We start from the raw sequence: 19,602 nt of genomic DNA, 5'->3' as shown, positions 1-19,602 counted from the left end.
GATCTCCCTCGGATGCCAGACAGTAATGCGAAGAACCCAATCAATTACAGGGGGTACCTATAATGTCGGGTTGCCCGGAGCGCAACGATGCCTCCAGGCACCCGACTTCAGGCTCTAGAAGAAACCAAGCTTCTGAGGGCTGTAAGAACAAAGAATGTTCTTCGTCTGCTGGTAGTGCTCCAGCATCATCTTGTGTGTCTCGCGGCCGATTCCGGACTGCTTGTAGCCGCCGAACGCCGCGTGCGCCGGGTACGCGTGGTAGCAGTTCGTCCAGACGCGGCCCGCCTGGATCGCGCGGCCCGCACGGTACGCGATGGTGGCGTCGCGGGTCCACACGCCGGCACCGAGGCCGTACAGGGTGTCGTTGGCGATCTTGATGGCGTCGTCGAAGTCGTCGAAGGAGGTGACGGAGACGACCGGGCCGAAGATCTCCTCCTGGAAGATCCGCATGCGGTTGTCACCCTCGAAGATGGTCGGCTGGACGTAGTAGCCGCCCTTCAACTCCCCGTCATGCTCGATGCGTTCACCGCCGGTGAGGACCTTGGCGCCCTCCTGCCGGCCGACGTCGAGGTAGGAGAGGATCTTCTCCAGCTGGTCGTTGGAGGCCTGGGCGCCGATCATCGTGTCGGTGTCGAGGGGATGGCCGGGCTTGATCTGCCGGGTGCGGGCGACGGCGGCGTCGAGGAACTCGGCGTAGTTGCCGCGCTGGACGAGGGCGCGGGACGGGCAGGTGCACACCTCGCCCTGGTTGAGCGCGAACATGGTGAAGCCCTCGAGGGCCTTGTCCCGGAAGTCGTCGTCGTGGGCCCAGACGTCGTCGAAGAAGATGTTCGGTGACTTGCCGCCGAGTTCGAGTGTGACCGGTTTGATGTTCTCGGAGGCGTACTGCATGATCAGCCGCCCCGTGGTGGTCTCCCCGGTGAACGCGACCTTCGCCACGCGCGGGCTGGACGCGAGGGGCTTGCCCGCCTCCACGCCGAAGCCGTTGACGATGTTGACCACGCCCGCTGGCAGCAGGTCCGCGATCAGGCTCATCCAGTAGTGGATGGAGGCCGGGGTCTGTTCGGCGGGCTTGATGACGACCGCGTTGCCCGCCGTGAGCGCCGGGGCCAGCTTCCAGACCGCCATCAGGATCGGGAAGTTCCAGGGGATGATCTGTGCGACGACGCCGAGGGGCTCGTGGAAGTGGTACGCCACCGTGTCCTCGTCGATCTCGCCCAGCGAACCCTCCTGCGCGCGGATCGCACCGGCGAAGTACCGGAAGTGGTCGATGGCCAGCGGGATGTCGGCGGCCAGCGTCTCACGCACCGGCTTGCCGTTCTCCCAGCTCTCGGCGACCGCCAGCGGCTCGAGGTGGGCCTCCATACGGTCGGCGATCTTCAGCAGGATGTCGGAGCGCTCCGTGACCGACGTGCGCCCCCAGCCGGGCGCGGCCGCGTGCGCCGCGTCGAGTGCCCGCTCCACGTCCTCCGCGGTGCCGCGGGCGATCTCGGTGAACGGCTGCCCGTTGACCGGCGAGGGGTTCTCGAAGTACTGACCCCGGGCGGGCGGCACGTACTCGCCGCCGATGAAGTGGTCGTAGCGCGCCTGGTAGGAGACGATCGCGCCCTCGGTTCCGGGCGCCGCGTAACGGGTCATGCTGGTCTGCCTCCCGATGAAGCGCTGCCCGCCGTTGGGCAGCTTCCGGCGCGAGGTTAGGAACCGGAACGTTGCGATGACGTTGCGCGGCCGGTCAGCGCGCCGCCCGATGGGCCGGAGCCGCCGGTTCCGCCGTCAGTTCCGACTCCAGCGCCGTGAGCCGCGCCCGTACCGCAGCCGTCGGCCGCACCGCCGCGAGCGCCCGCCACACCTCGAGGTCCTCCTCGCCCCAGGGGGCGTGCGCCCAGTCGGCCAGCAGGTCGGGGTCGCGGCGGGCGACCAGCGCGGCCCGCAGCCCGTCGGCCAGGCGCCGCCTCAGCCGTACCACCGCAGGCGCCTGCGAGGCGGGCAGCAGCGGGCCCGCGTAGGCCGCCGCGGCCGCCGTCACCGAGCCCGCCCGCAGCCGCCGTTCGACGACGGTGACGTCCGACTCGACCGGCGCCGTCAGCCGGTACGGCCGGGACGCGAGCAGGCCTGGGCCGAGCAGCCTGCGCAGCCGGGCCAGTTCGGCGCGCAGTGTCACCGGCGGCACCGACTCGTCCTCGTACAGCGCGCACAGCAGTTCGTCACCGGTCAGCCCCTCTGGATGACGGGCCAGCAGCACCAGCAGTTCGCTGTGCCGGCGGGTGAGGACGATCCGGCGGCCGTCCAGCCGGAGCGCGGCCTCGTCCCGGCCCAGCGCGGTCAGCGCGGGCGCCTCGTCGGCGGGCCCGGGCGGCACGAGCAGGGCGAGCTGCGACTCGGCGGCGCGCGCCACCGCCTGTACGAAGCCCAGGCTGTGCGGATGTGCCAGCCCGTCCCCACCGGTGATGTCCACCGCGCCGAGCACCCGGCCGGTGTGCGGATCGTGCACCGGCGCGGCCGCGCAGGTCCACGGCTGGACCCGCCGGATGAAGTGCTCCGCCGCGAACACCTGCACCGGCCGGTCCACGGCGACCGCCGTGCCCGGCGCGTTCGTCCCGACCGCGGTCTCCGCCCAGCGCGCGCCCGGCACGAAGTTCATCCGGTCCGCCCGGCGCCGGGTCGCCGGGTGGCCCTCGACCCACAGCAGCCGGCCATGCGCGTCGCACACCGCCAGCAGATGCTCGCCGTCCGCGGCGAACGGCCCCATCAGCTCACGGACCAGCGGCATCACCCGGGCCAGCGGATGCTCCGCCCGGTAGGCGCCCAGGTCCCCGTCGGTCAGTTCGACACTGGCGGTGCCGTCCGGGCCGACGCCGGCCCGCGCGCTGCGCCGCCACGAGTCCGCCACCACCGACCGCACCGGCCGCGGCACGGTGCCCGCCGTGGTGAACGTCTCGTGCGCCCGGCGCAGCACCCGGACGCGCTCGGCGGGGTCGGCCCCCGGCTCGAGGGCCATCCACGGTTCGGTCAAGGGGGCCTCCCGGAACGATGCGGCTGGGGACATCGTCACTCGGGGTGGTGACCCGGACAACCGGTCAGGCGAAGTTGACCAGTCTGATGTAGCGGACCCAGTCCCAGTTCGGCCCCGGATCGGTGTGGTCGCTCCCCGGTACCTGGTAGTGACCGATGATGTGGGCCCGGTCCTTCGGGATGTCGTAGGTGTCGCAGACCGCCGCGGTCAGTTTCGCCGACTGCTCGTACAGGGCGTCGGTGAAGTAGGCGGGCTGGTCCACCCAGCCCTCGTGCTCGATGCCGATGCTGCGGGTGTTGTAGTCCCAGTTCCCGGCGTGCCAGGCGACGTTCGCCTCGCGCACGCACTGCGCGACGTGCCCGTCGGCGGAGCGCACCAGGTAGTGCGCGGACACCGCCTTCTGCGGGTTCTGGAAGATGGACAGGGTGTCGGTGTACGTCTCCTGGGTGACGTGGATGATCACGCGGTCGATCGTGTAGGTGCCGGGCCGGCCGGACACCGTGTAGTTGGAGCTGGTCGCCGGCTGCCACTCGGCGCTCGGATAGTCGACGGCCTCGGCCGCGGCACCGGCCTGCGCGGTGGGCAGCAGCGCGTAGGGGACGACGGCGAGGGCCGCGCCCTTGAGCAGGAGTCGTCTGGTGGGCAGTGGTCTGGTGGGCAGTGATCTGTGCCGGTCCATGCTGGGGTTGCCTTCCGGAGTGGGGGGGTGAGGGTGGGGGAGTGGGGCCGTGCGCGAACTGCGGCGCGTCCAGCTCAGCGAACCCGTAGTCAGGTACGGTACGGCGCTTGCCGGTTGGGCAGAAGGACGCCGGGCGGTTCCGTGGACGACGGGGGAATTGGGGACAACTCCGCCACTCGATCGAGTGAACTCGAACCAGGACTGCCAGGACTGCCAGGATCGTCAGGACTGGGCCGGTTCCGGCCCTGTGACGATCCTGTGACCGGAGGAGTGGCTTCCACCACAGCTCGCCGCGGCCGCCTACTGATCCACTCGGCGGATGCGCGCCGCCCCCGTCATCGTGTCGACCGCCGTCGCCGGAGTCCTGCTGCTGGCCACCTCGTGCTCCCGAGTCACCGGTCTCGCGGTCCCCTCCGACAGTCCCGCGTGCGGTGCGCAACCCTCCTGGCCCGCCGCGACCGCCGAGCCCTCCGCCGGGACGGCGGGCGATGTCCGGATCGCCGTCCCGAGCGGCGACGGCACGCACGACTGCGGCTGGTTCCAGGTCACCAACCACGCGACGAAACCGTTCACCTACACCCTCAGCTTCGCCTTCGCCTCCGACTTCGGGGCACCGTCGGCCGAGACCCAGCGGATCGTGCCGAACGTCGGGCCCGGCCGGACGCTGACCGGCACGGTCGGCACGAGCGACCTGCCGCCGGGTGTGCGGGGCTGGTCGGGGGTGCGTATCACGAAGGTGCGCAGTGTCCCCGTCGACGAGGCACCCGCTCCGGGCGGTCCCTGCCCGTCCTCAGGGCTGCGCTTGTACGCCGACGAGGGCGACGCCGCCATGGGCCTCCGCGCGGTGGGCCTGCACCTGGTGAACTGCGGGGCCCGGTCCCAACGCCTCACCGGCTACCCCCGGCTGAGCCTCCTGGACGAGGGCCACCGCCCGGTCGACGGGGTGCGCATTCTGCGGGGCGGTTCGGCCATCGCCTCCGGCACCGGCGCGGACGGCCCGGCCCACCCGCTCTCCCTGAAGCCGGGCCAGAGCGCGCACGCGGGGCTGGTGTGGCGCAACACCGTCCTGTCCGGCACCGCGGTGAACGTCCCCTACGTCAGGGTCTGGGCGAAGCCGGGTGCCTCGCCGGTGATGGTCACACCGGAGCTGGACCTGGGTACCACGGGGAAGGTCGCCGTCGGCCCTTGGAAGCGGGACGACTAGACGAGGGGCTCACCCCGGCGTGAGCGGCGTCCCGGCCAATTCGTCGACGGTGAACAGGCCGTAGCCGTCATGACTGTCGTCCGGCCGGGCCCGTACCGCGGGAGCCGCACGCGGTCGCGTCCGTCCGGTATCTCCTCAGCTTCGCTCCGCCACCGTCGCCGGATCGTCGAGGACGCCGCGTATCACCGAGTGCGCGGCGCCCAGCAGCGGCCCTTCCGGGCCCAGGCGGGACACCGACACCGGGCAGGCGGGGCCCGCGGTGCGGCTCGCCAGCTCGGCCTCCAGGGACGGCAGGAGCCAGGGCGACAGCCCCGCCAGCGCGCCGCCCAGGACGACGGAATCGGGATCGAGCAGGTTGACGGCCCCGGTCAGGGCTATGCCGAGGGCCGTACCGGCGTCGCGGAGCGCCCGCCGTACGTCCGCGTCCCCCTCCTCGGCCCGCCGGGCGAGCAGTCCGACCAGGTCCTCACCCGGTTCGAGTCCGGCCGCGCGCAGAACCGCTTCCTCACCGGCGTACTGCTCCAGGCAGCCCCGCCCGCCGCACGGGCACCGGGGTCCGTCCGGGCGGACCGGCACATGCCCCAGCTCACCCGCGAACCCCCGGGTCCCGCGCAGCAGCCCGCCGTCCACGACGACCGCGGCACCGATGCCGATCTCCGCCGACACGTGCAGGAAGTCGCCGGGGGTGTCCGCCCCGAGCCACAGCTCCGCCAGCGCACCGAAGTTGGCCTCGTTGTCCACGGTCAGCGGTATATCCGTGGGGAACAGGGCCCCGAGGTCGGTGTCGTGCCAGTCGAGGTTCGGGGCGCGTACGACCGTGCGGGCGTCCCGTGCCACCAGGCCGGGCACGGCGACCGCCAGCCCGGCGGGCCACAGCCCTTCCCCCTCCGCCTCCGTGACGACCCGGCGGACGAGCGCGTAGAGCTCCTCGAGCACGGGTTCGGGCGCTCGGCCACGGTTCGCGCGGTGCCGGACGGCCCGGGCCCGTACCTCGCCGCGCAGGTCGACCGCGCACACCGCGAGGTGGTCGACGCCGACCTCCGCCCCGATCCCGGCCGGTCCCCGCCCGCTCACCGCGAGCGCCGATCCCGGCCGGCCCACCCGGCCGGGGCGCTCGGGGCCCAGCTCGTGCAGCAGTCCCCACCGGACCAGCTCGTCCACCAGCGTCGACACCGCCGCCCGCGTGAGCCCGATGCGCGAGGCGACCGCGGCGCGCGAGAGCGGTCCCTCGGCGTTGACGGCGTGCATCACCCGGGCGAGGTTGCGGCGGCGCATGCCCTGCTGGGTGTCCGGCAGAGTCCGGCCAGGGCCGGCCGGGCGGGCCTCGTGCAGCGGTGCGCTCATGCCTCCCCCAGTCCTCGGTCCGTCATTCCGGTCAGTGCGTCAGTGCGTCGGTGCGTCATTGCTTCGGTGCGTCGAGCGGGCGGCCCGTCCTCGAGCCGTCGCGCTCCGGACGGCGGACGGTCAGCGGCCGTCCGTCCCCCGCTCCAGCAACGGCGCCGCGTCGGAGAGTACCCCGGCGATCCGGGCCAGCGTCTCCTCGTCCCGCTCCACGGCGTCCAGCACCGGTCCGGCCGTGGTGTTCCAGCGGCGGGCGACCGCGGCCGGGTCCTCGCCGGTCAGCAGCCCGGCCGCCTGCGCCGCGGCGCCGAGCGCGACCAGCTCCCTGGCCTCGGGCACCTGCACCGGCCGCCCCGACAGGCGCCGTACCGTCTGCTGCCAGGCCGCGCCCCGGGCCCCGCCGCCGATCAGCAGCAGCGGCGCCGTGCGGTCCGCATCCTGGTCGAGCACCAGGTCGAGCGCGCCCAGCAGGGAGTGCACGGCACCGTCGTACGCCGCCTGCAGGAGCTGTCCGGCGGTCGTGTCGTGGCGCAGGCCGTGCAGCAGGCCGGAGGCGTTCGGCAGGTTCGGGGTGCGCTCGCCGTCCAGGTAGGGCAGGAGCGTCACGGAGGTGCCGGGCTCCACGGCCTCACGGTCCAGGCCCAGCAGGGCCGCCACGCGGTCGACCGCGAGGGTGCAGTTCAGGGTGCAGGCCAGTGGCAGCCAGTCCCCGCGGGCGTCGGCGAATCCGGCGACGGTGCCGCTCGGGTCGGCCGGGCGGTGCCTGGAGACGGCGTACACCGTGCCCGACGTGCCCAGGCTGAGTACCGGCGTGCCCGGGCGCAGCCCCAGGCCCAGCGCCGCCGCCGCGTTGTCGCCGGTACCGGCGGCGACCAGGGTCCCCTTGGAGAACGGCAGGTCGTGGCTGTCGCGGACCGTCCCGGCCACCTCGCCCGGCCGCACCACCCGCGGCAGGAAGGCCGGGTCGAGGCCCACGCGCGCGAGGATCTCCTCGTCGTACGCCTCGGTCCCGGACGCCCACCAGCCCGTCCCCGAGGCGTCGCCGCGGTCGGTGGTGCCCTGCCCGGTCAGGTGCCCGGTGAGGTAGTCGTGGGGCAGCCGTACGGCCGCGGTGGCGCGGACCGCGTCCGGCTCGTGCTCGGCGAGCCAGGCCCACTTCGTGACCGTGAAGGAGGCGCCGGGCACGCTGCCGGTCCGCTCCGCCCAGGCCTTCGGACCGCCGAGCTCCTCCACGAGCCGGCGGGCCTGCGGCGCCGAGCGCACGTCGTTCCACAGCAGCGCCGGACGCACCGGCTCACCCCGGGCGTCCAGGGTGACCAGGCCGTGCTGCTGGCCGCCGATCGACACCGCGGCCGCCTCGTGGGCCGCGTCCCCGCACTGGTGCAGCGCCGTGCACAGGGCCTCCCACCACTGACGGGGATCGCTCTCCCGGCCGGCGCCGGAGGAGACCGTGTGCGGCGCCTGGCCGCTCGCCACGATCCGCCCGGTGGCCGCGTCGACGACCAGGACCTTGGTGGACTGGGTGGACGAGTCCACCCCGACGACGAGCGGACCCTCGGCTGCTGACATCGGGCTCTCCCTCTTTCCGCGGCTCGCGGGATCTGGTCTCGAGATCCGACCTCGAGAACATCTTGTCCCTTCCCAGGGACGCGCGTGCATACTAATTTGTAAATCGCCATGACGAAATAGTCGCAAGCGAGCCAAGCGAGCAAGGAGCCGCGGCATGAGCTACCAGCCCACCCCCGAGCACAGGTTCACCTTCGGCCTGTGGACCGTCGGCTGGCAGGGACGGGACCCGTTCGGCGACGCCACGCGCCGCGCCCTCGACCCGGTCGAGACGGTGCAGCGCCTGGCCGAACTGGGCGCCTACGGCGTGACGTTCCACGACGACGACCTGATCCCCTTCGGGTCCTTGGACACCGAGCGTGAGTCGCACATCAAGCGCTTCCGTCAGGCCCTGGACACGACCGGCATGACCGTGCCGATGGCCACCACCAACCTCTTCACGCACCCCGTCTTCAAGGACGGCGCGTTCACCGCCAACGACCGCGACGTGCGCCGTTACGCGCTGCGCAAGACCATCCGCAACATCGACCTGGCGGTCGAGCTGGGCGCGAAGACGTACGTGGCCTGGGGCGGCCGGGAGGGCGCCGAGTCCGGCGCCGCCAAGGACGTGCGCGTCGCCCTCGACCGTATGAAGGAGGCCTTCGACCTCCTCGGTGAGTACGTCACCTCGCAGGGCTACGACCTGCGCTTCGCCATCGAGCCCAAGCCGAACGAGCCGCGCGGCGACATCCTGCTGCCCACCGTCGGTCACGCGCTGGCGTTCATCGAGCGCCTGGAGCGCCCGGAGCTGTACGGCGTCAACCCCGAGGTCGGCCACGAGCAGATGGCCGGGCTGAACTTCCCGCACGGCATCGCGCAGGCCCTGTGGGCGGGCAAGCTCTTCCACATCGACCTCAACGGCCAGTCCGGCATCAAGTACGACCAGGACCTCCGCTTCGGCGCCGGTGACCTGCGAGCCGCGTTCTGGCTGGTCGACCTCCTGGAAAGCGCCGGTTACGACGGTCCCCGCCACTTCGACTTCAAGCCGCCGCGGACCGAGGACCTCGACGGCGTGTGGGCGTCGGCAGCCGGCTGCATGCGCAACTACCTCATCCTGAAGGAGCGTGCGGCGGCCTTCCGCGCCGACCCGGAGGTCCAGGAGGCCCTGCGCGCCTCGCGTCTGGACCAGCTGGCACAGCCCACCGCCGCGGACGGCCTGCAGGCGCTGCTCGCCGACCGTACGGCCTTCGAGGACTTCGACGCGGAGTCGGCCGCCGCGCGCGGGATGGCCTTCGAGCGTCTCGACCAGCTGGCCATGGACCACCTGCTGGGGGCGCGCGGCTGAACGCACGCACGCACGCACGCGCGCGTGCCGGTGAGGCGTACGCGCGCGTGGTGCCGACCTGCCCGCGCGCGGAATGCTCCGGAATCGTGCGGTCCACGGAGTGAGCCGGTATCAACTTCCGTGCGCCGGTCGCCCGATGAACCGCATGACGCGATGGTGGACGGTATGACCACACCATCCGTACCGCCTCCGCCGCCCGGACCACCGGGCGGCGGTTTCGGACCGCCTGCCGACGGGCCGGGCCCCGGCCCGCTGCGGCGCCGGGGTCCGCTCTTCGCCGTCCTGGTCGTGCTCGTGGCGGCCGTGGCCGTCCTGGTCGTGGTCGTGATGGCCTCCGGGGGTGACGGTTCCCCGGACGACCAGCGGCCGGAGAGCACCGCCAGTTCCAGCGGTTCCGCGCGGTCCTCGTTCGGTCTCCCGACCGAACTGCCCAGCAGTCTGCCGTCGGGCCTGCCCTCCGGTCTGCCGAGCGGTCTGCCGTCGGAGTTCCCCAGCGCGCTGCCGAGCGAGGTGCCGAGCGATCTGGAGTCGCTGATCACCTCGCTCCCGGAGCTGCCCTGAGACCGGCGCCGCCCGTCAGATGCCTTCGGGCAGCCGGACGTACGTCACCGTCGTCTCGACACCGCTGTCCACCAGCCGGCCCTGCGCGTCGAAGGCGCCCGCGCCGTCCGTCATCCCGAAGTCGTTGTCGTTGATGAGCGCCAGCGTGTCGTCGTCCACGCGCGCGATGCCCTCGATCTTCCCGGGCACCCCGGCGACCTTGCCCAGGTCGACGACGAGGCGCTTGGCGAGCACCGGGACGCCCTCGGCGGCCGGGTCGTCGAGCTGCTCCAGGGACGGAGACGTCGTGTCGTCGTCCCAGGGGCCACCGAGGATGTCCGACCTGCGCTGCAGTTTCACCAGCTGGAGCCGGGCCGCCTTGTCGGTGCGCTCCTCGACCAGGAGCCGGTCACGGCCCACGGCCACCACGGAGGAGATCTTGAGCTCCGAGGTGTCGTCCTCGCTCGGGTCGACCACGTTCACCGGGTCGAACCGGTAGGCGTACTCGGCGGTGACCGCCTTCCTCTTCGGCGAGAACCGCAGCAACCGGGTCGTCCGCGACGCGTCCCCGGCGCCCGCGTCCGGCAGCGAGAGCGGGCTCTGCAGCGCCATCACCAGATCGCCGCCGGGCAGCTGGGCCAGCCCCTCGAAGCCGCGGTTGGTCTTCCGGTGCAGCAGTACCGGCGGGAGCGCCTCCACGACCGGGTAGTCCGTGCCGGTGAGACCGAGCCCCCGGGGGACGTAGCGTGCGAGCACCTTCCCGCGCGCGGAGACGTGGACCAGGGACGGGCCGTACTCGTCGACGAGCCAGAAGGTGCCGTCCTCGGCCCGCACGATTCCCTCGGCGTCCAGGCCGTTCGGGTTGTACGGCAGCTGCGTGGCGGCGTTGTAGGTGTACGGCGCCTCGTCGCGGCCCTGCTGGTTCGGCAGCCCGGTGACGGGCTTCCCGGATGATGTGGTGATCGGGACGGAGTCGATCACCTTGACGGTGTCGCCGGACACCCGGATCTTCACGATCGCCGGGTCGAAGCCCGGCACCGGGAAGGTGCGGCGCTTCTGGCCGCTCACCTTGATCTGGCCGTTGGGGCCCCGGTCGGTCACCGTCCAGTACTCGCCCTTGCGGCCCGCCGGACAGATGTCGCTGCCGATGCCGCCGAGGTCGATGCCCCGGTCGTCGTCCACACTGCCGGGCAGCAGCCCGTTGCTGAAAGCGCCGAGGGGGAGGTCGCCGAGCGTGGCCGTGCGGGTGACGTGCGCATCCCCCGAGGGCGCCGCCGCGGCCGTACCGGCCGCCACGAGAGCGGCCGCCAGGGCCAGCGGCAGACCGGTCGCGGCAGTGCGGTGGACGCGGCGCCGACTGGTGGTGTGCGGGGACATCGTGCCTCCTGGTGGGCAATTTCGCTGACGCGGCCAGATTTGGGCCCACGGCGGAACCCTGCGCGGCCGAAAGGTGAACGCGGGGCGTCGCCCACTCGTCGGCTTCAGCGAGAAGGCACCGGCCAGGGGCTTTCCGGGGGCAGACACCGGTCCTCAGGGGTATGTAAGGGTCGAACCTCAGGGACGTCTCAGGGTCGCGGCTCGGAACCACGCGAGGCGCGGGCCCGTTTTCAGATCAGAGAGCGGCAGTGGCCGCGAAGGAGGCGACGCTCATGTCGAACAACGCGAAGATCGCCGCAGGAGGTGTGGCGGTCGGGCTCATCCTGCTGATTTGGCTGCCGTGGTGGGTCTCGTTCCTGATCGTCCTGGGAGTGCCGGCGGCCGCGTACCTCACGCTGGACCCCTCACAGCGACGCAGGCTGCGCCGCGTCGCGCGCAAGGAAGTCGGCCGCTGAGGCGGGTCGGCCACCGTGCCGCCCGCGGACCGGCCGACGGTCCGGTCCCGCGGGCGGCGATGGGCCCGCGGCCGTAAATTCGCTTGCGCCGTTGATCACCGGAGGACCACGATGACGGCCATGACGTATGGAAAGGAGGCCCAGCGACTCCACGGTGAGCGCTGATGGCCGGACACGAGGCGTCGCAGACGCCGTCCCGACAGCCCCTTGCCCCGCAGGCGCCGCTGACGCCCGCCTGGCTGAGGGCCCGCTTCGACCCCCTCCCGTTCCCGGAACGCATGAGTGCCCTGGCGCGCTACGCCCGCACTCTCACCCCGGACGCCTACACAACCCTGCACCACGCCCTCGACACCGGCGACCGCGACGAACGGCACACCGCGCTGTTCCTGGCCGTCGTACGACGTGACCTCGAACGAGTGGCCGATGCCCTCACGGATCCGCTGCTCGGGCGCCGGGCCCGTGCGGCCGCCATCCGGCTGCCGGTACCAGAACACGCCCTGGAACGACTGGCCCTGAGCGAGATCAGGGCCATCCGTCACGACACCTTCCGGCTGCTCAGGCTCAGCCGTCGGCACGCACTCGCCGCCCGGCTGCTCCCGAGCGTGCACGAGCGGCACGGGGTGCGTGACGCGGCCGCGTTGCTGCCCGCGTGCCCCGCCGAGACCGCGACGGCCTGGCTGAGCCGGCTCGACCCCTCCCAGGGGGTCCTCAACTCCCTAGCCCGCACCGCACCGAGAGCCCTGGCCGGGTATCTCGCCGCACAGTTCGAAGGGTGTCCGCAGCAGGCGAGGCACCGCTTCATGACGCGGTACCGCGCCGCCGCCTCGATCGCCGCCCACCGCGATCCCGGCACGGCACTCCTGCTCCTGGAACGGGCCCCGGCCCTGCTCACCCCCCGCGGGGTCCTCTCGGCGCTCCGACGGCCCGCCGAAGCGGCCGTCATCCTGCGCGCGGCGGAACCCGACGACGACGGCCGGATGCCCCACCATTCCGTACCCGCCGGGCCACTGCCGCCCTCCGTACGGCGAGCACTGCGCGAACTGCCCGCCGAGGAACTCGCGTTCCTGGCCGAGCGCTGCCCCGCCACCGGCAGCCGCATGCGCGGCCCGGAACGGCGTGAGGTCGCCCCCGACGGGCTGCTGGCGCTGCTGCCGGCGGCGGACCGGCGCAGTGTCGCCGAGCGCCGGTTCACCGGCGGCAGACGACTGTGGAGCGCCCCGCTCAGTCTGTTCGCCGCCCTCACCCCCGCCGACCGCGCGGAGATGATCAGGCCCCGGCTGGACCGCCACCGCAACCGACCCTGGACCCAGGCCAGGCTGGTCGCGGCCCTGCCGTTGGCCGAAGCCGAACCGGTGCTGCGGGAACTGACATCGAACCACCGGTCCCACCACCGGGCCCCGGCCTGGCCGGCGCTGCTGGCCTGCGCGGAACTCGAAGGGGATCCCGATGAGTTCGCCCGGATCGCGGCCGACTGCGAACGCGCCTGGCACGACCAGGCGGACGTACGCCGCTGGACCCTGGAGCAACTCGCCGGTGCCGCACCGCCCCTGCTGGCCGCCCTGCCCGAACGCGTACTGCGCGACGCCGTGCTCACCACCGTCCAGTCCCGGGACACGACACCGGCCTGCCTGGCCGCCGCCGAGCGGCTGCTGCGCCGCGTCGTCGATCAGGCCGCACGGACCGGCCGGCGCGACCGTGCCATTCACGTGGCCGGACTGCTGGGCCAGGTCGTGCTCGCGTCGCCGCACACCCGCGCGGCGGCCCCACTGAGCGTCGACGAGGAGGCGGCCCAGGCCATCTGGGCGGCCACCGAAGGGCTGGCGCGGAACCGGCCCGACGTCACCACGGCGCTCGCCGAACTCCTCGCCCACCGCCTCACCGCCCTGCCCGCCCTGGACTCCGCGGTCCGGGAGGCCGCGCTCACCTGCGACGACCCGGAACTCGCCGCCCGTGCCGCGGCGATCTGGGTCCGGCCGCCGCACCTGCGGGAGAGGCGCTGCGCCGAACTCGTCGCCCTGGACGCCACCTTCGCGACCCTGCCGGTCGTCCTGCGGACCCTCGCCGTCCGGCGCACGGATGTCCTGGACACCGTCCTCGCTGCCGCACGAGAACGGTTCACCGGGCGGCTGCGGCCCCGCCCGGTGCCCTGGGCGCCCAAGGTGCACCCCGGGTCCATGGGCCGGTGGCTGCCCGGCCAGCGGGACGCGTGGGCCGAGCACCTCGCCGGCGTCGCCACCGACGAAACCGCACCCCTGCGCACCCGGGCCGATGCCGCCGCCCTGCTGAGGGGCCCCCGGCGGCTGACCGCACTGGCGCGGGAGGCCCCGCAGCCCGTGGCCGCGGCGGCACTCACGGCCCTCGGGGAAGCCTCCGGCCAAGCCGGCGCGCCGGAGGCCGCCCGCGCAGAGCTGCGGGATCTCCTGCTGCGGCACGCCGCGACCGGAGGAGTGCGCGGACGGGCCGCCCTGGCCGCGCTGCGGCGGCTCCTTGAGCGGGTCCCCGACCGCGACGCCGTGGCCCTGCTGGCGCCCGTCGCGGCGGCCACCCAGGCGCCCGTGGGCATACGCAAGGAGGCCGTCCGCGCGCTGGGCGCCCTGGACGGCGCGTTCGAGGCTCTCCTGGCCGCCTGGGACGCTCCCGGACAGCACCCGGACGTACGGGCCGTGCTGGCCCGCGTGCTGCTGCCCGACATCGACCGCGCCGGCGTCTCGGACCGGCTGCGCTCGGCGGCCGACGAACCCGCCGTACGGGACGCCGTCGTACACGCGCGCGGGCAGGCGGTCCCCGGCACCAAGGACGAGCCGTACAGGGCGTTTCTCGTGCGGCTCGTCGAGGAGGGCGCCGAGGACACCGCGGTGGCCGCCTGCCAGGCGCTCGCGGGCCGGCTCACTCCGGAGGCCACCGACGCCCTCCGCGTGCTGTCCGAGGTGATGGCGGACCCGGACCGGCCCCACCGGGTCTGGCAGGCGGCGGCACAGCAGCTGACGTCCTTCCCGCCGGGGCCGGTCGCCGAAGCAGCCGCCCGCACCGCCTTCGACGCCATGGCCGAGCGGGCCCGCGCCGACGATCCGGAGGCACGCGTAGAGGCCTTGCGGCGCCTGCACCAGTGGTGCGAGGCCATACGGCCGGGCCTCGGACGCGGCAAGACCCTGCATCTCCTGGACGGTCTGGCCGGCACGCTGGAGTCCGTCGGGCTGCACGCCGACGCCGCACGCCTCAGCTGGGAGGCCGCACTGGAGGCCGTGCGCCACGGACTCCATGAGGAGCACCGGTGGAACCGCCTGGCGCGGCTGTGCGAAACGGGCCCGGGACGCGTCCCCGGCACCACCCACTACGTACCCGTGCACCTGGACCGGCCGCCCACGCGCGCGGCCCTGCTCGCCGCCGCTCGCAGCCTGCGCACACGTGCGACGGCCGCGTCCGGAGTGCTGGCCCTGGCCCTGGTCCGGGCCGGCGGCCACGGAACGGACTGGACGCAGCCGTGGCGGGCCGAACTGGAAGCGCTCAGAGCCCACGAGGACCCGGACATCGCGACGGAGGCACTCCTGATCGACCCGGACAGGAGCGGCTGACCCGCACCGCCGCCGGCGCCCGGCACGGCGCCGGCGGCGTCAGCTCGGCCGTACCGCCAGCTTGTCGAGCGCCTCCAGCAGGCCGGGCAGCTCCGGTCCCCGGCCCACCGGCAGCACCTCGCCCGGTTCCTCGTCGAGCAGTACGAACGCCATGTCGTCGGTGCGGGCCACCATCGACCAGCCCGGGCCGTCCGCGCGCAGCGTGCGGGCGTCCCCCGGGGCGAACGACGAACGGACCCTGCCGAGCGGCGGTGGCGTGTCCACGTACGCGCGAGCCTCGGCCAGGACGCGCCGGATGCCGCGGTGGCCTGGGGACGACGTGCCCGTCCCGCCGTCCTGCCGGTCCGCTCCGCCGTCCCGCGCGTCCGTCGAAACGTCCCTCTGGTCCGTCCCGCCGTCCTGCGCCGGGGCCGAGCCGCCCGGCGCACGGAAGTCGTCCTCGTTGATCTGCCCCCGCCACGTGGCCCACTGCGAGGCGATCTCGTCGGCGCCCAGACGCCGCTGGGCCGGACCCCAGGAGGTCGTGTCCGGCGGGGTCAGCGCCGGCCGGTCCGCCGCGTCGGGGCCGGGGTCGTGCGGCGCGGGCACGTTCGGAGCGGCGACGGCGACCGCCAGAGGCCAGCCGGGCAGGGCGGCGACGACCGTGCGCTCGTCGGGCGACAGCTCGTACTCCATGCCGCAGTCCCAGGACGCGATCGCGACGGCGACCAGCGAGACGTCGTCGATGACGACCGTCCAGCGAGCGCCGTCGCCGTCCTGGCCGAGCACCAGGCCGTAGCCGTCCGCGTACGGCGCGAGGCCGAGCGCGGCGCACGCCTCCGGATAGTCGTCGCCCAGCACGCTCGGAAACTGCGCCGGTGTCAGCAGCACAGCCGTGAGCACGTACAGCGCATCGTCCGCGGCGGCGACGGCCTCCTCTTCCGTCTCAGGCATCCCAGCCTCCCCAGTGGTTCGTCCAACGGCGCGCACCTTAGTGCGAGCGGAACACCGTTGTCACGACCGCCACCACGCGGAGCTGCAGGTATCCACCTGGACGGGGCGAAATGCCGCTCGCCGGAACCGGGTCAGGCCACGGGCAGCCCCAGGAGGTCACGGGCCACCTTCCGCGGTGACTCGTCACGTTCCCTGGCCAGCGCTATGACAGCCCGGCACGCCAGCTCGCTCACCCCGAACGACAGCGCTTCCGGCGACACCCAGGACGCGGCCTCGTCGATCCGGTCCTGGTCGTCCTCCGCGCGGGCCGACACATAGGAGGCCGCGGCATCGAACAAATTGTGCGTGCGCTTTTCACCGTCCCCGCCTGTCTCCCCGCGCCCCGAGACGGCCGGCCGGGCGATCTTCTCGCGGATCCTGCCCCACATACGGACCACCTTCCCCTTCGTGGCATCCCTCGTGATCGTCCATGTGTCGTTGCTCAACGTAGAGTTGAAGCCCCGGTGACAAAAGAGGGACGACGCGTGAAGCCGCCTTCCCCTCCCGGCGCACCCCGTTACGCGCGGCAGCCGCCGAGCTCGTCGAGTGACGCCAGGGTCTCGCGCAGCCAGGTGAGTTCCGCCCAGCTCGTGGCCCGGGCGACGGTGAGGATGCCGCGCCGGAACGGGTCGTCCAGCTCCTCCGCGCGCAGCGGCCGGTCGCCGTCGTAGAAGAAGCTGGCCGGCTCCTCCAGGAAGGCCAGCCGGCGCCGCAGCACCGCCGCCTGCGCGGCAGGGTCCTCGAGGTGCCGGAGAAAGGCGAGCACCGTGAACCAGCGGTTCTCGTCGGTGATGTCACGCGGGGCCGGTTCGGCGAGCCTGCGCCGCAGCTCACGCCTGCCCTCCTCGGTCAGCGTCAGCACATGGCGCGGCGCGGCCACGGAGCCCGGCTCGGTGGCACGGGCCAGCAGGCCGGCCTTCTCCAGGCGCTTGATCGCGGGGTACAGCGTGCTCTCGGCGATGGGCCGCACATGGCCCGTCAGTGCCGCGATGTGCTTGCGCAGGACGTAGCCGTGCAGTGGGGCGTCGTACAGGAATCCGAGGATGGCGAGCTCCAGCATGCCCGCATTCTCTCCCAGGCTCGCTGTACGTCGTAGCGCTCGTATATCGAGTTACATGTATATCTGTTCCGCAATACATCGTTGTCGAGGTATTGTCGGGTGTGCCGACCGCCGCCACGGCTGTGACCAAGGAGGACGTGATGAAGCACGCCGAGTTCGACGGCAAGGGAAGCCGCATCCGCTGGACCGAGACCCCGGGCGCCGAACCCGCGCGCGTGTACGTGCACGGGCTGGGGGCGGCCTCGACCGTGTACCACGCGCACATCGCGGCCCGGCCCGAAATCGCCGGCCGGCGCAGCCTGTTCGTCGACCTGCCGGGGCACGGTGTGAGCGACCGACCCGAGGACTTCGGTTACACCCTGGAGGAGCACGCCGACGCCGTGGCGGCCGCGCTGGACGCGTCGGGCGTGACCGGAGCCGAGCTGATCGCGCACAGCATGGGCGGCGCCGTCGCCATCGTGCTCGCCCACCGGCGGCCCGACCTGGTCTCCCGGCTCGTCCTCACGGAGGCCAATCTCGACGCCTTCCCCCCGGCCACCGCGGGCAGCAGCGGTATCGCCTCCTACAAGGAGGAAGAGTTCGTCGCGGGCGGGTACGCGCGCGTGCTGGAGACGGTCGGCCCCCTGTGGGCGTCGACCATGCGGCTGGCCGACCCGCGCGGACTGCACCGCAGTGCCGTCGGCCTCAGGAGGGGCTCGGACCCCGTCATGCGCACCATCCTGGAGGGACTGGAGATCGAGCGCGTGTACCTCCAGGGTGAGCTGAGCGGTGAACTGCCCGACGCGGAGCGCCTGGAGGCGTCCGGGGTTCGCGTGCGGACCGTGCCGGCCGCCGGACACAACATCATGTTCGACAACCCCGACGCGTTCGTGGCGGCCGTCGCGGGGGCGGACCGGTCCCGCGCCGCGGACTGAAGTCCGTCGGCAGCGGCTACCCCTCCCGGACCGCCAGCGCCAGGAAACGGGCGTCCTCGTCGACGTACGACGTCATGCGCCATCCGGAACCGGCCAGCAGTGGCCTCAGGTTGCCCTCTGCGCGCAGATTGTCCGGGGTGACGCGACGGCCCTGGCGGGCTGCCAGCGCGGCCCGCCCGATCGGGTGGAACAGCGCCAGGGTGCCGCCGGGCCGCACCACGCGTGCCAGCTCCCGGAGGTTCTCCGACGGGTGCGGCAGGTGCGCGATCAGGCCCGCGGCGAACACGGCGTCGAACGACCGGGGCCGCAAGGGCAGCGCGGCGACGTCGGCCAGGAGCAGCCGCCCGTGACGATCCCGGCCCGCCCGTACGGCGGCCTCCAGCATCGCCGGTGTCACGTCGGCCCCGATGACGATGCCGGACGGCCCCACGGCCGCGCGCAGCGGCGGCAGGGCGCGTCCCGTGCCGCAGCCGGCGTCGAGCACGCGGTCGCCGGGGCGCAGCCCGAGATCGGCCACGGCGGCCTCGAAGACCGGGCCGTCCTCCGGGAACTTGCTGTCCCAGTCGTCCGCCCGGGCGGTGAAGAACTCCTGGACGTGTGTGTGATCGTCGCTCATGGTGCGCATAATCTCTCACTCGTATGGGAGGGACGCCCTGCGCGCACGTTCGAACATGACGCGATCGTTCCAGCGCACGTCTGTGCCAGATTCCGACAGCTTTCGAAATGCGCCCCCTTGGCACGCCCTTGCCGGGGCTAGCGTCCCGGGGCCATGGGACACCTGGACCACGCCTCCCTGGGCTGGCTGACCCCCGCGCTGTCGTACGTGATGGCCTGCATCGGCGCCGCCCTGGGGCTGCGCTGCACCGTCCGCGCGCTCGGCACCACCGGCCGGGCACGCCGCAACTGGCTCGTCACCGCGGCCTCCGCGATCGGCACCGGCATCTGGACCATGCACTTCGTGGCCATGCTCGGCTTCAGCGTCAGCGGTACCGACATCCGCTACGACGTGCCGCTGACCATCCTCAGCCTCCTGGTCGCCATGGTCGTCGTCTGCGCCGGCGTCTTCGCAGTCGCCCACAGCCGTGATCGCGCCCGCGCCCTCCTGCTCGGCGGCCTCACGACCGGGCTGGGCGTGGCGAGCATGCACTACCTCGGTATGGCCGCGGTGCGGCTGCACGGTGACGTGACCTACGACCCGGTACTCGTCGGGGTCTCCGTCCTGATCGCAGTGGTGGCCGCGACCGCTGCCCTGTGGGCCGGTCTCAACATCAAGTCGCCCATCGCGGTCACCGTCGCCTCGCTCGTCATGGGAGCGGCCGTCAGCAGCATGCACTACACCGGCATGTTCGCGGTCCGCGTGCACGTCAACCCCTCCGGCGAGGTCCTGCCCGGGGCCACGGCGATGCAGTTCATCTTCCCCCTCGCCGTCGGCCTCGGGTCCTACCTGTTCATCACCTCGGCCTTCGTCGCCCTCTCGCCGACCGCGGGGGAACGCGAGGCATCCGCCTCAGCGCAGCGTCCGGTGCGGAACCCGGCCGGCTGACCCGCCTCCCGCCGCAGAGCGTGCCACGACCCACTTCCGAGC

17 protein-coding genes are annotated in these 19,602 nt (G+C 73.1%); 7 read left to right on the top strand and 10 right to left on the bottom strand.

What is annotated here, in order from left to right; all coding sequences use genetic code 11:
• Positions 1–114: 114 nt before the first annotated feature.
• The 3 genes from ACH45E_RS02755 to ACH45E_RS02745 all read right to left on the bottom strand — a co-directional run bounded on the left by ACH45E_RS02755 (position 115) and on the right by ACH45E_RS02745 (position 3,692).
• Positions 115–1,638 carry an aldehyde dehydrogenase family protein gene (locus tag ACH45E_RS02755; RefSeq protein WP_361435888.1) on the bottom strand — a complete coding sequence of 508 codons (1,524 nt, stop codon included), beginning with the start codon at positions 1,636–1,638 and terminating at the stop codon, positions 115–117.
• A 94-nt stretch (positions 1,639–1,732) separates the two neighbouring features.
• Positions 1,733–3,013, bottom strand: a complete 1,281-nt coding sequence (locus ACH45E_RS02750) for a GAF domain-containing protein (RefSeq protein WP_361435890.1) — start codon at positions 3,011–3,013, stop codon at positions 1,733–1,735.
• A gap of 64 nt (positions 3,014–3,077) precedes the next feature.
• Entirely contained in the window at positions 3,078–3,692 is a 615-nt protein-coding gene (locus ACH45E_RS02745) for an N-acetylmuramoyl-L-alanine amidase (RefSeq protein ID WP_361435892.1), read from the bottom strand.
• A 319-nt stretch (positions 3,693–4,011) separates the two neighbouring features.
• Between ACH45E_RS02745 and ACH45E_RS02740 the strand changes: the two genes are divergently transcribed.
• Positions 4,012–4,896 carry a DUF4232 domain-containing protein gene (locus tag ACH45E_RS02740; RefSeq protein ID WP_361435894.1) on the top strand — a complete coding sequence of 295 codons (885 nt, stop codon included), beginning with the start codon at positions 4,012–4,014 and terminating at the stop codon, positions 4,894–4,896.
• A 135-nt stretch (positions 4,897–5,031) separates the two neighbouring features.
• Here ACH45E_RS02740 and ACH45E_RS02735 read toward each other — a convergent pair whose 3' ends face one another.
• Positions 5,032–6,240 carry an ROK family transcriptional regulator gene (locus ACH45E_RS02735; RefSeq protein WP_361435896.1) on the bottom strand — a complete coding sequence of 403 codons (1,209 nt, stop codon included), beginning with the start codon at positions 6,238–6,240 and terminating at the stop codon, positions 5,032–5,034.
• A 120-nt stretch (positions 6,241–6,360) separates the two neighbouring features.
• Entirely contained in the window at positions 6,361–7,806 is a 1,446-nt protein-coding gene (gene xylB, locus ACH45E_RS02730) for a xylulokinase (protein WP_361435898.1), read from the bottom strand.
• Between the two features lie 154 nt (positions 7,807–7,960).
• Here xylB and xylA point away from each other — a divergent pair, with 154 nt between their 5' ends.
• Positions 7,961–9,127 (top strand): xylose isomerase, encoded by a 1,167-nt coding sequence (xylA, locus tag ACH45E_RS02725; protein ID WP_361435901.1) that lies wholly within the window; start codon positions 7,961–7,963, stop codon positions 9,125–9,127.
• A gap of 165 nt (positions 9,128–9,292) precedes the next feature.
• A complete protein-coding gene (locus ACH45E_RS02720) occupies positions 9,293–9,688 on the top strand; it encodes a hypothetical protein (RefSeq protein WP_361435903.1) in 396 nt (131 codons plus the stop codon).
• Positions 9,689–9,703: 15 nt separating this feature from the next.
• On the opposite strand, the gene ACH45E_RS02715 is transcribed toward ACH45E_RS02720, so the two are convergent.
• Positions 9,704–11,044, bottom strand: coding sequence for an esterase-like activity of phytase family protein (locus tag ACH45E_RS02715; RefSeq protein WP_361435905.1), 1,341 nt, complete (start codon positions 11,042–11,044; stop codon positions 9,704–9,706).
• Positions 11,045–11,316: 272 nt separating this feature from the next.
• On the opposite strand from ACH45E_RS02715, the gene ACH45E_RS02710 reads away from it, so the two are divergent.
• The gene (locus ACH45E_RS02710; RefSeq protein ID WP_361435908.1) at positions 11,317–11,499 is read left to right on the top strand and encodes a hypothetical protein; all 183 of its coding nucleotides are present in this window, start codon (positions 11,317–11,319) and stop codon (positions 11,497–11,499) included.
• A 164-nt stretch (positions 11,500–11,663) separates the two neighbouring features.
• Positions 11,664–15,071: a hypothetical protein gene (locus tag ACH45E_RS02705; protein ID WP_361435911.1), complete on the top strand. Its 3,408-nt coding sequence runs from the start codon at positions 11,664–11,666 to the stop codon at positions 15,069–15,071.
• 39 nt (positions 15,072–15,110) lie between these two features.
• Here the strand turns inward: ACH45E_RS02705 and ACH45E_RS02700 are convergent, their stop codons facing one another.
• The 3 genes from ACH45E_RS02700 to ACH45E_RS02690 form a co-directional block, all read right to left on the bottom strand.
• Complete coding sequence (locus ACH45E_RS02700) at positions 15,111–16,004, bottom strand: hypothetical protein (protein WP_361435913.1); 894 nt, start codon at positions 16,002–16,004, stop codon at positions 15,111–15,113.
• Between the two features lie 131 nt (positions 16,005–16,135).
• Positions 16,136–16,432 (bottom strand): hypothetical protein, encoded by a 297-nt coding sequence (locus ACH45E_RS02695; RefSeq protein ID WP_361435915.1) that lies wholly within the window; start codon positions 16,430–16,432, stop codon positions 16,136–16,138.
• 128 nt (positions 16,433–16,560) lie between these two features.
• Positions 16,561–17,103: a PadR family transcriptional regulator gene (locus ACH45E_RS02690; protein WP_361435917.1), complete on the bottom strand. Its 543-nt coding sequence runs from the start codon at positions 17,101–17,103 to the stop codon at positions 16,561–16,563.
• Between the two features lie 140 nt (positions 17,104–17,243).
• Between ACH45E_RS02690 and ACH45E_RS02685 the strand changes: the two genes are divergently transcribed.
• Positions 17,244–18,017 carry an alpha/beta hydrolase gene (locus ACH45E_RS02685; protein ID WP_361435920.1) on the top strand — a complete coding sequence of 258 codons (774 nt, stop codon included), beginning with the start codon at positions 17,244–17,246 and terminating at the stop codon, positions 18,015–18,017.
• A gap of 16 nt (positions 18,018–18,033) precedes the next feature.
• Here ACH45E_RS02685 and ACH45E_RS02680 read toward each other — a convergent pair whose 3' ends face one another.
• Positions 18,034–18,633 carry a methyltransferase domain-containing protein gene (locus ACH45E_RS02680; RefSeq protein ID WP_361435923.1) on the bottom strand — a complete coding sequence of 200 codons (600 nt, stop codon included), beginning with the start codon at positions 18,631–18,633 and terminating at the stop codon, positions 18,034–18,036.
• Positions 18,634–18,786: 153 nt separating this feature from the next.
• On the opposite strand from ACH45E_RS02680, the gene ACH45E_RS02675 reads away from it, so the two are divergent.
• Positions 18,787–19,560, top strand: coding sequence for an MHYT domain-containing protein (locus ACH45E_RS02675; RefSeq protein ID WP_361435925.1), 774 nt, complete (start codon positions 18,787–18,789; stop codon positions 19,558–19,560).
• Positions 19,561–19,602: the final 42 nt, after the last annotated feature.

The sequence above is a fragment of the Streptomyces sp. NPDC020299 genome, assembly GCF_044387825.1.
GTDB lineage: Bacteria > Actinomycetota > Actinomycetes > Streptomycetales > Streptomycetaceae > Streptomyces.
Note: the sequence above shows the minus strand (reverse complement) of the source record. Positions and strands in the feature narration are given on the sequence as shown.

What these genes read in the sequence shown, in the direction of transcription:
- ACH45E_RS02715 (WP_361435905.1), bottom strand. Translation starts at nt 11,044, where the DNA reads ATGTCCCCGCACACCACCAGTCGGCGCCGCGTCCACCGCACTGCCGCG.
- ACH45E_RS02710 (WP_361435908.1), top strand. Translation starts at nt 11,317, where the DNA reads ATGTCGAACAACGCGAAGATCGCCGCAGGAGGTGTGGCGGTCGGGCTC.
- ACH45E_RS02755 (WP_361435888.1), bottom strand. Translation starts at nt 1,638, where the DNA reads ATGACCCGTTACGCGGCGCCCGGAACCGAGGGCGCGATCGTCTCCTAC.
- xylB (WP_361435898.1), bottom strand. Translation starts at nt 7,806, where the DNA reads ATGTCAGCAGCCGAGGGTCCGCTCGTCGTCGGGGTGGACTCGTCCACC.
- ACH45E_RS02680 (WP_361435923.1), bottom strand. Translation starts at nt 18,633, where the DNA reads ATGAGCGACGATCACACACACGTCCAGGAGTTCTTCACCGCCCGGGCG.
- ACH45E_RS02695 (WP_361435915.1), bottom strand. Translation starts at nt 16,432, where the DNA reads ATGTGGGGCAGGATCCGCGAGAAGATCGCCCGGCCGGCCGTCTCGGGG.
- ACH45E_RS02700 (WP_361435913.1), bottom strand. Translation starts at nt 16,004, where the DNA reads ATGCCTGAGACGGAAGAGGAGGCCGTCGCCGCCGCGGACGATGCGCTG.
- ACH45E_RS02745 (WP_361435892.1), bottom strand. Translation starts at nt 3,692, where the DNA reads ATGGACCGGCACAGATCACTGCCCACCAGACCACTGCCCACCAGACGA.
- ACH45E_RS02735 (WP_361435896.1), bottom strand. Translation starts at nt 6,240, where the DNA reads ATGAGCGCACCGCTGCACGAGGCCCGCCCGGCCGGCCCTGGCCGGACT.
- ACH45E_RS02690 (WP_361435917.1), bottom strand. Translation starts at nt 17,103, where the DNA reads ATGCTGGAGCTCGCCATCCTCGGATTCCTGTACGACGCCCCACTGCAC.
- xylA (WP_361435901.1), top strand. Translation starts at nt 7,961, where the DNA reads ATGAGCTACCAGCCCACCCCCGAGCACAGGTTCACCTTCGGCCTGTGG.
- ACH45E_RS02685 (WP_361435920.1), top strand. Translation starts at nt 17,244, where the DNA reads ATGAAGCACGCCGAGTTCGACGGCAAGGGAAGCCGCATCCGCTGGACC.
- ACH45E_RS02720 (WP_361435903.1), top strand. Translation starts at nt 9,293, where the DNA reads ATGACCACACCATCCGTACCGCCTCCGCCGCCCGGACCACCGGGCGGC.
- ACH45E_RS02705 (WP_361435911.1), top strand. Translation starts at nt 11,664, where the DNA reads ATGGCCGGACACGAGGCGTCGCAGACGCCGTCCCGACAGCCCCTTGCC.
- ACH45E_RS02740 (WP_361435894.1), top strand. Translation starts at nt 4,012, where the DNA reads ATGCGCGCCGCCCCCGTCATCGTGTCGACCGCCGTCGCCGGAGTCCTG.
- ACH45E_RS02675 (WP_361435925.1), top strand. Translation starts at nt 18,787, where the DNA reads ATGGGACACCTGGACCACGCCTCCCTGGGCTGGCTGACCCCCGCGCTG.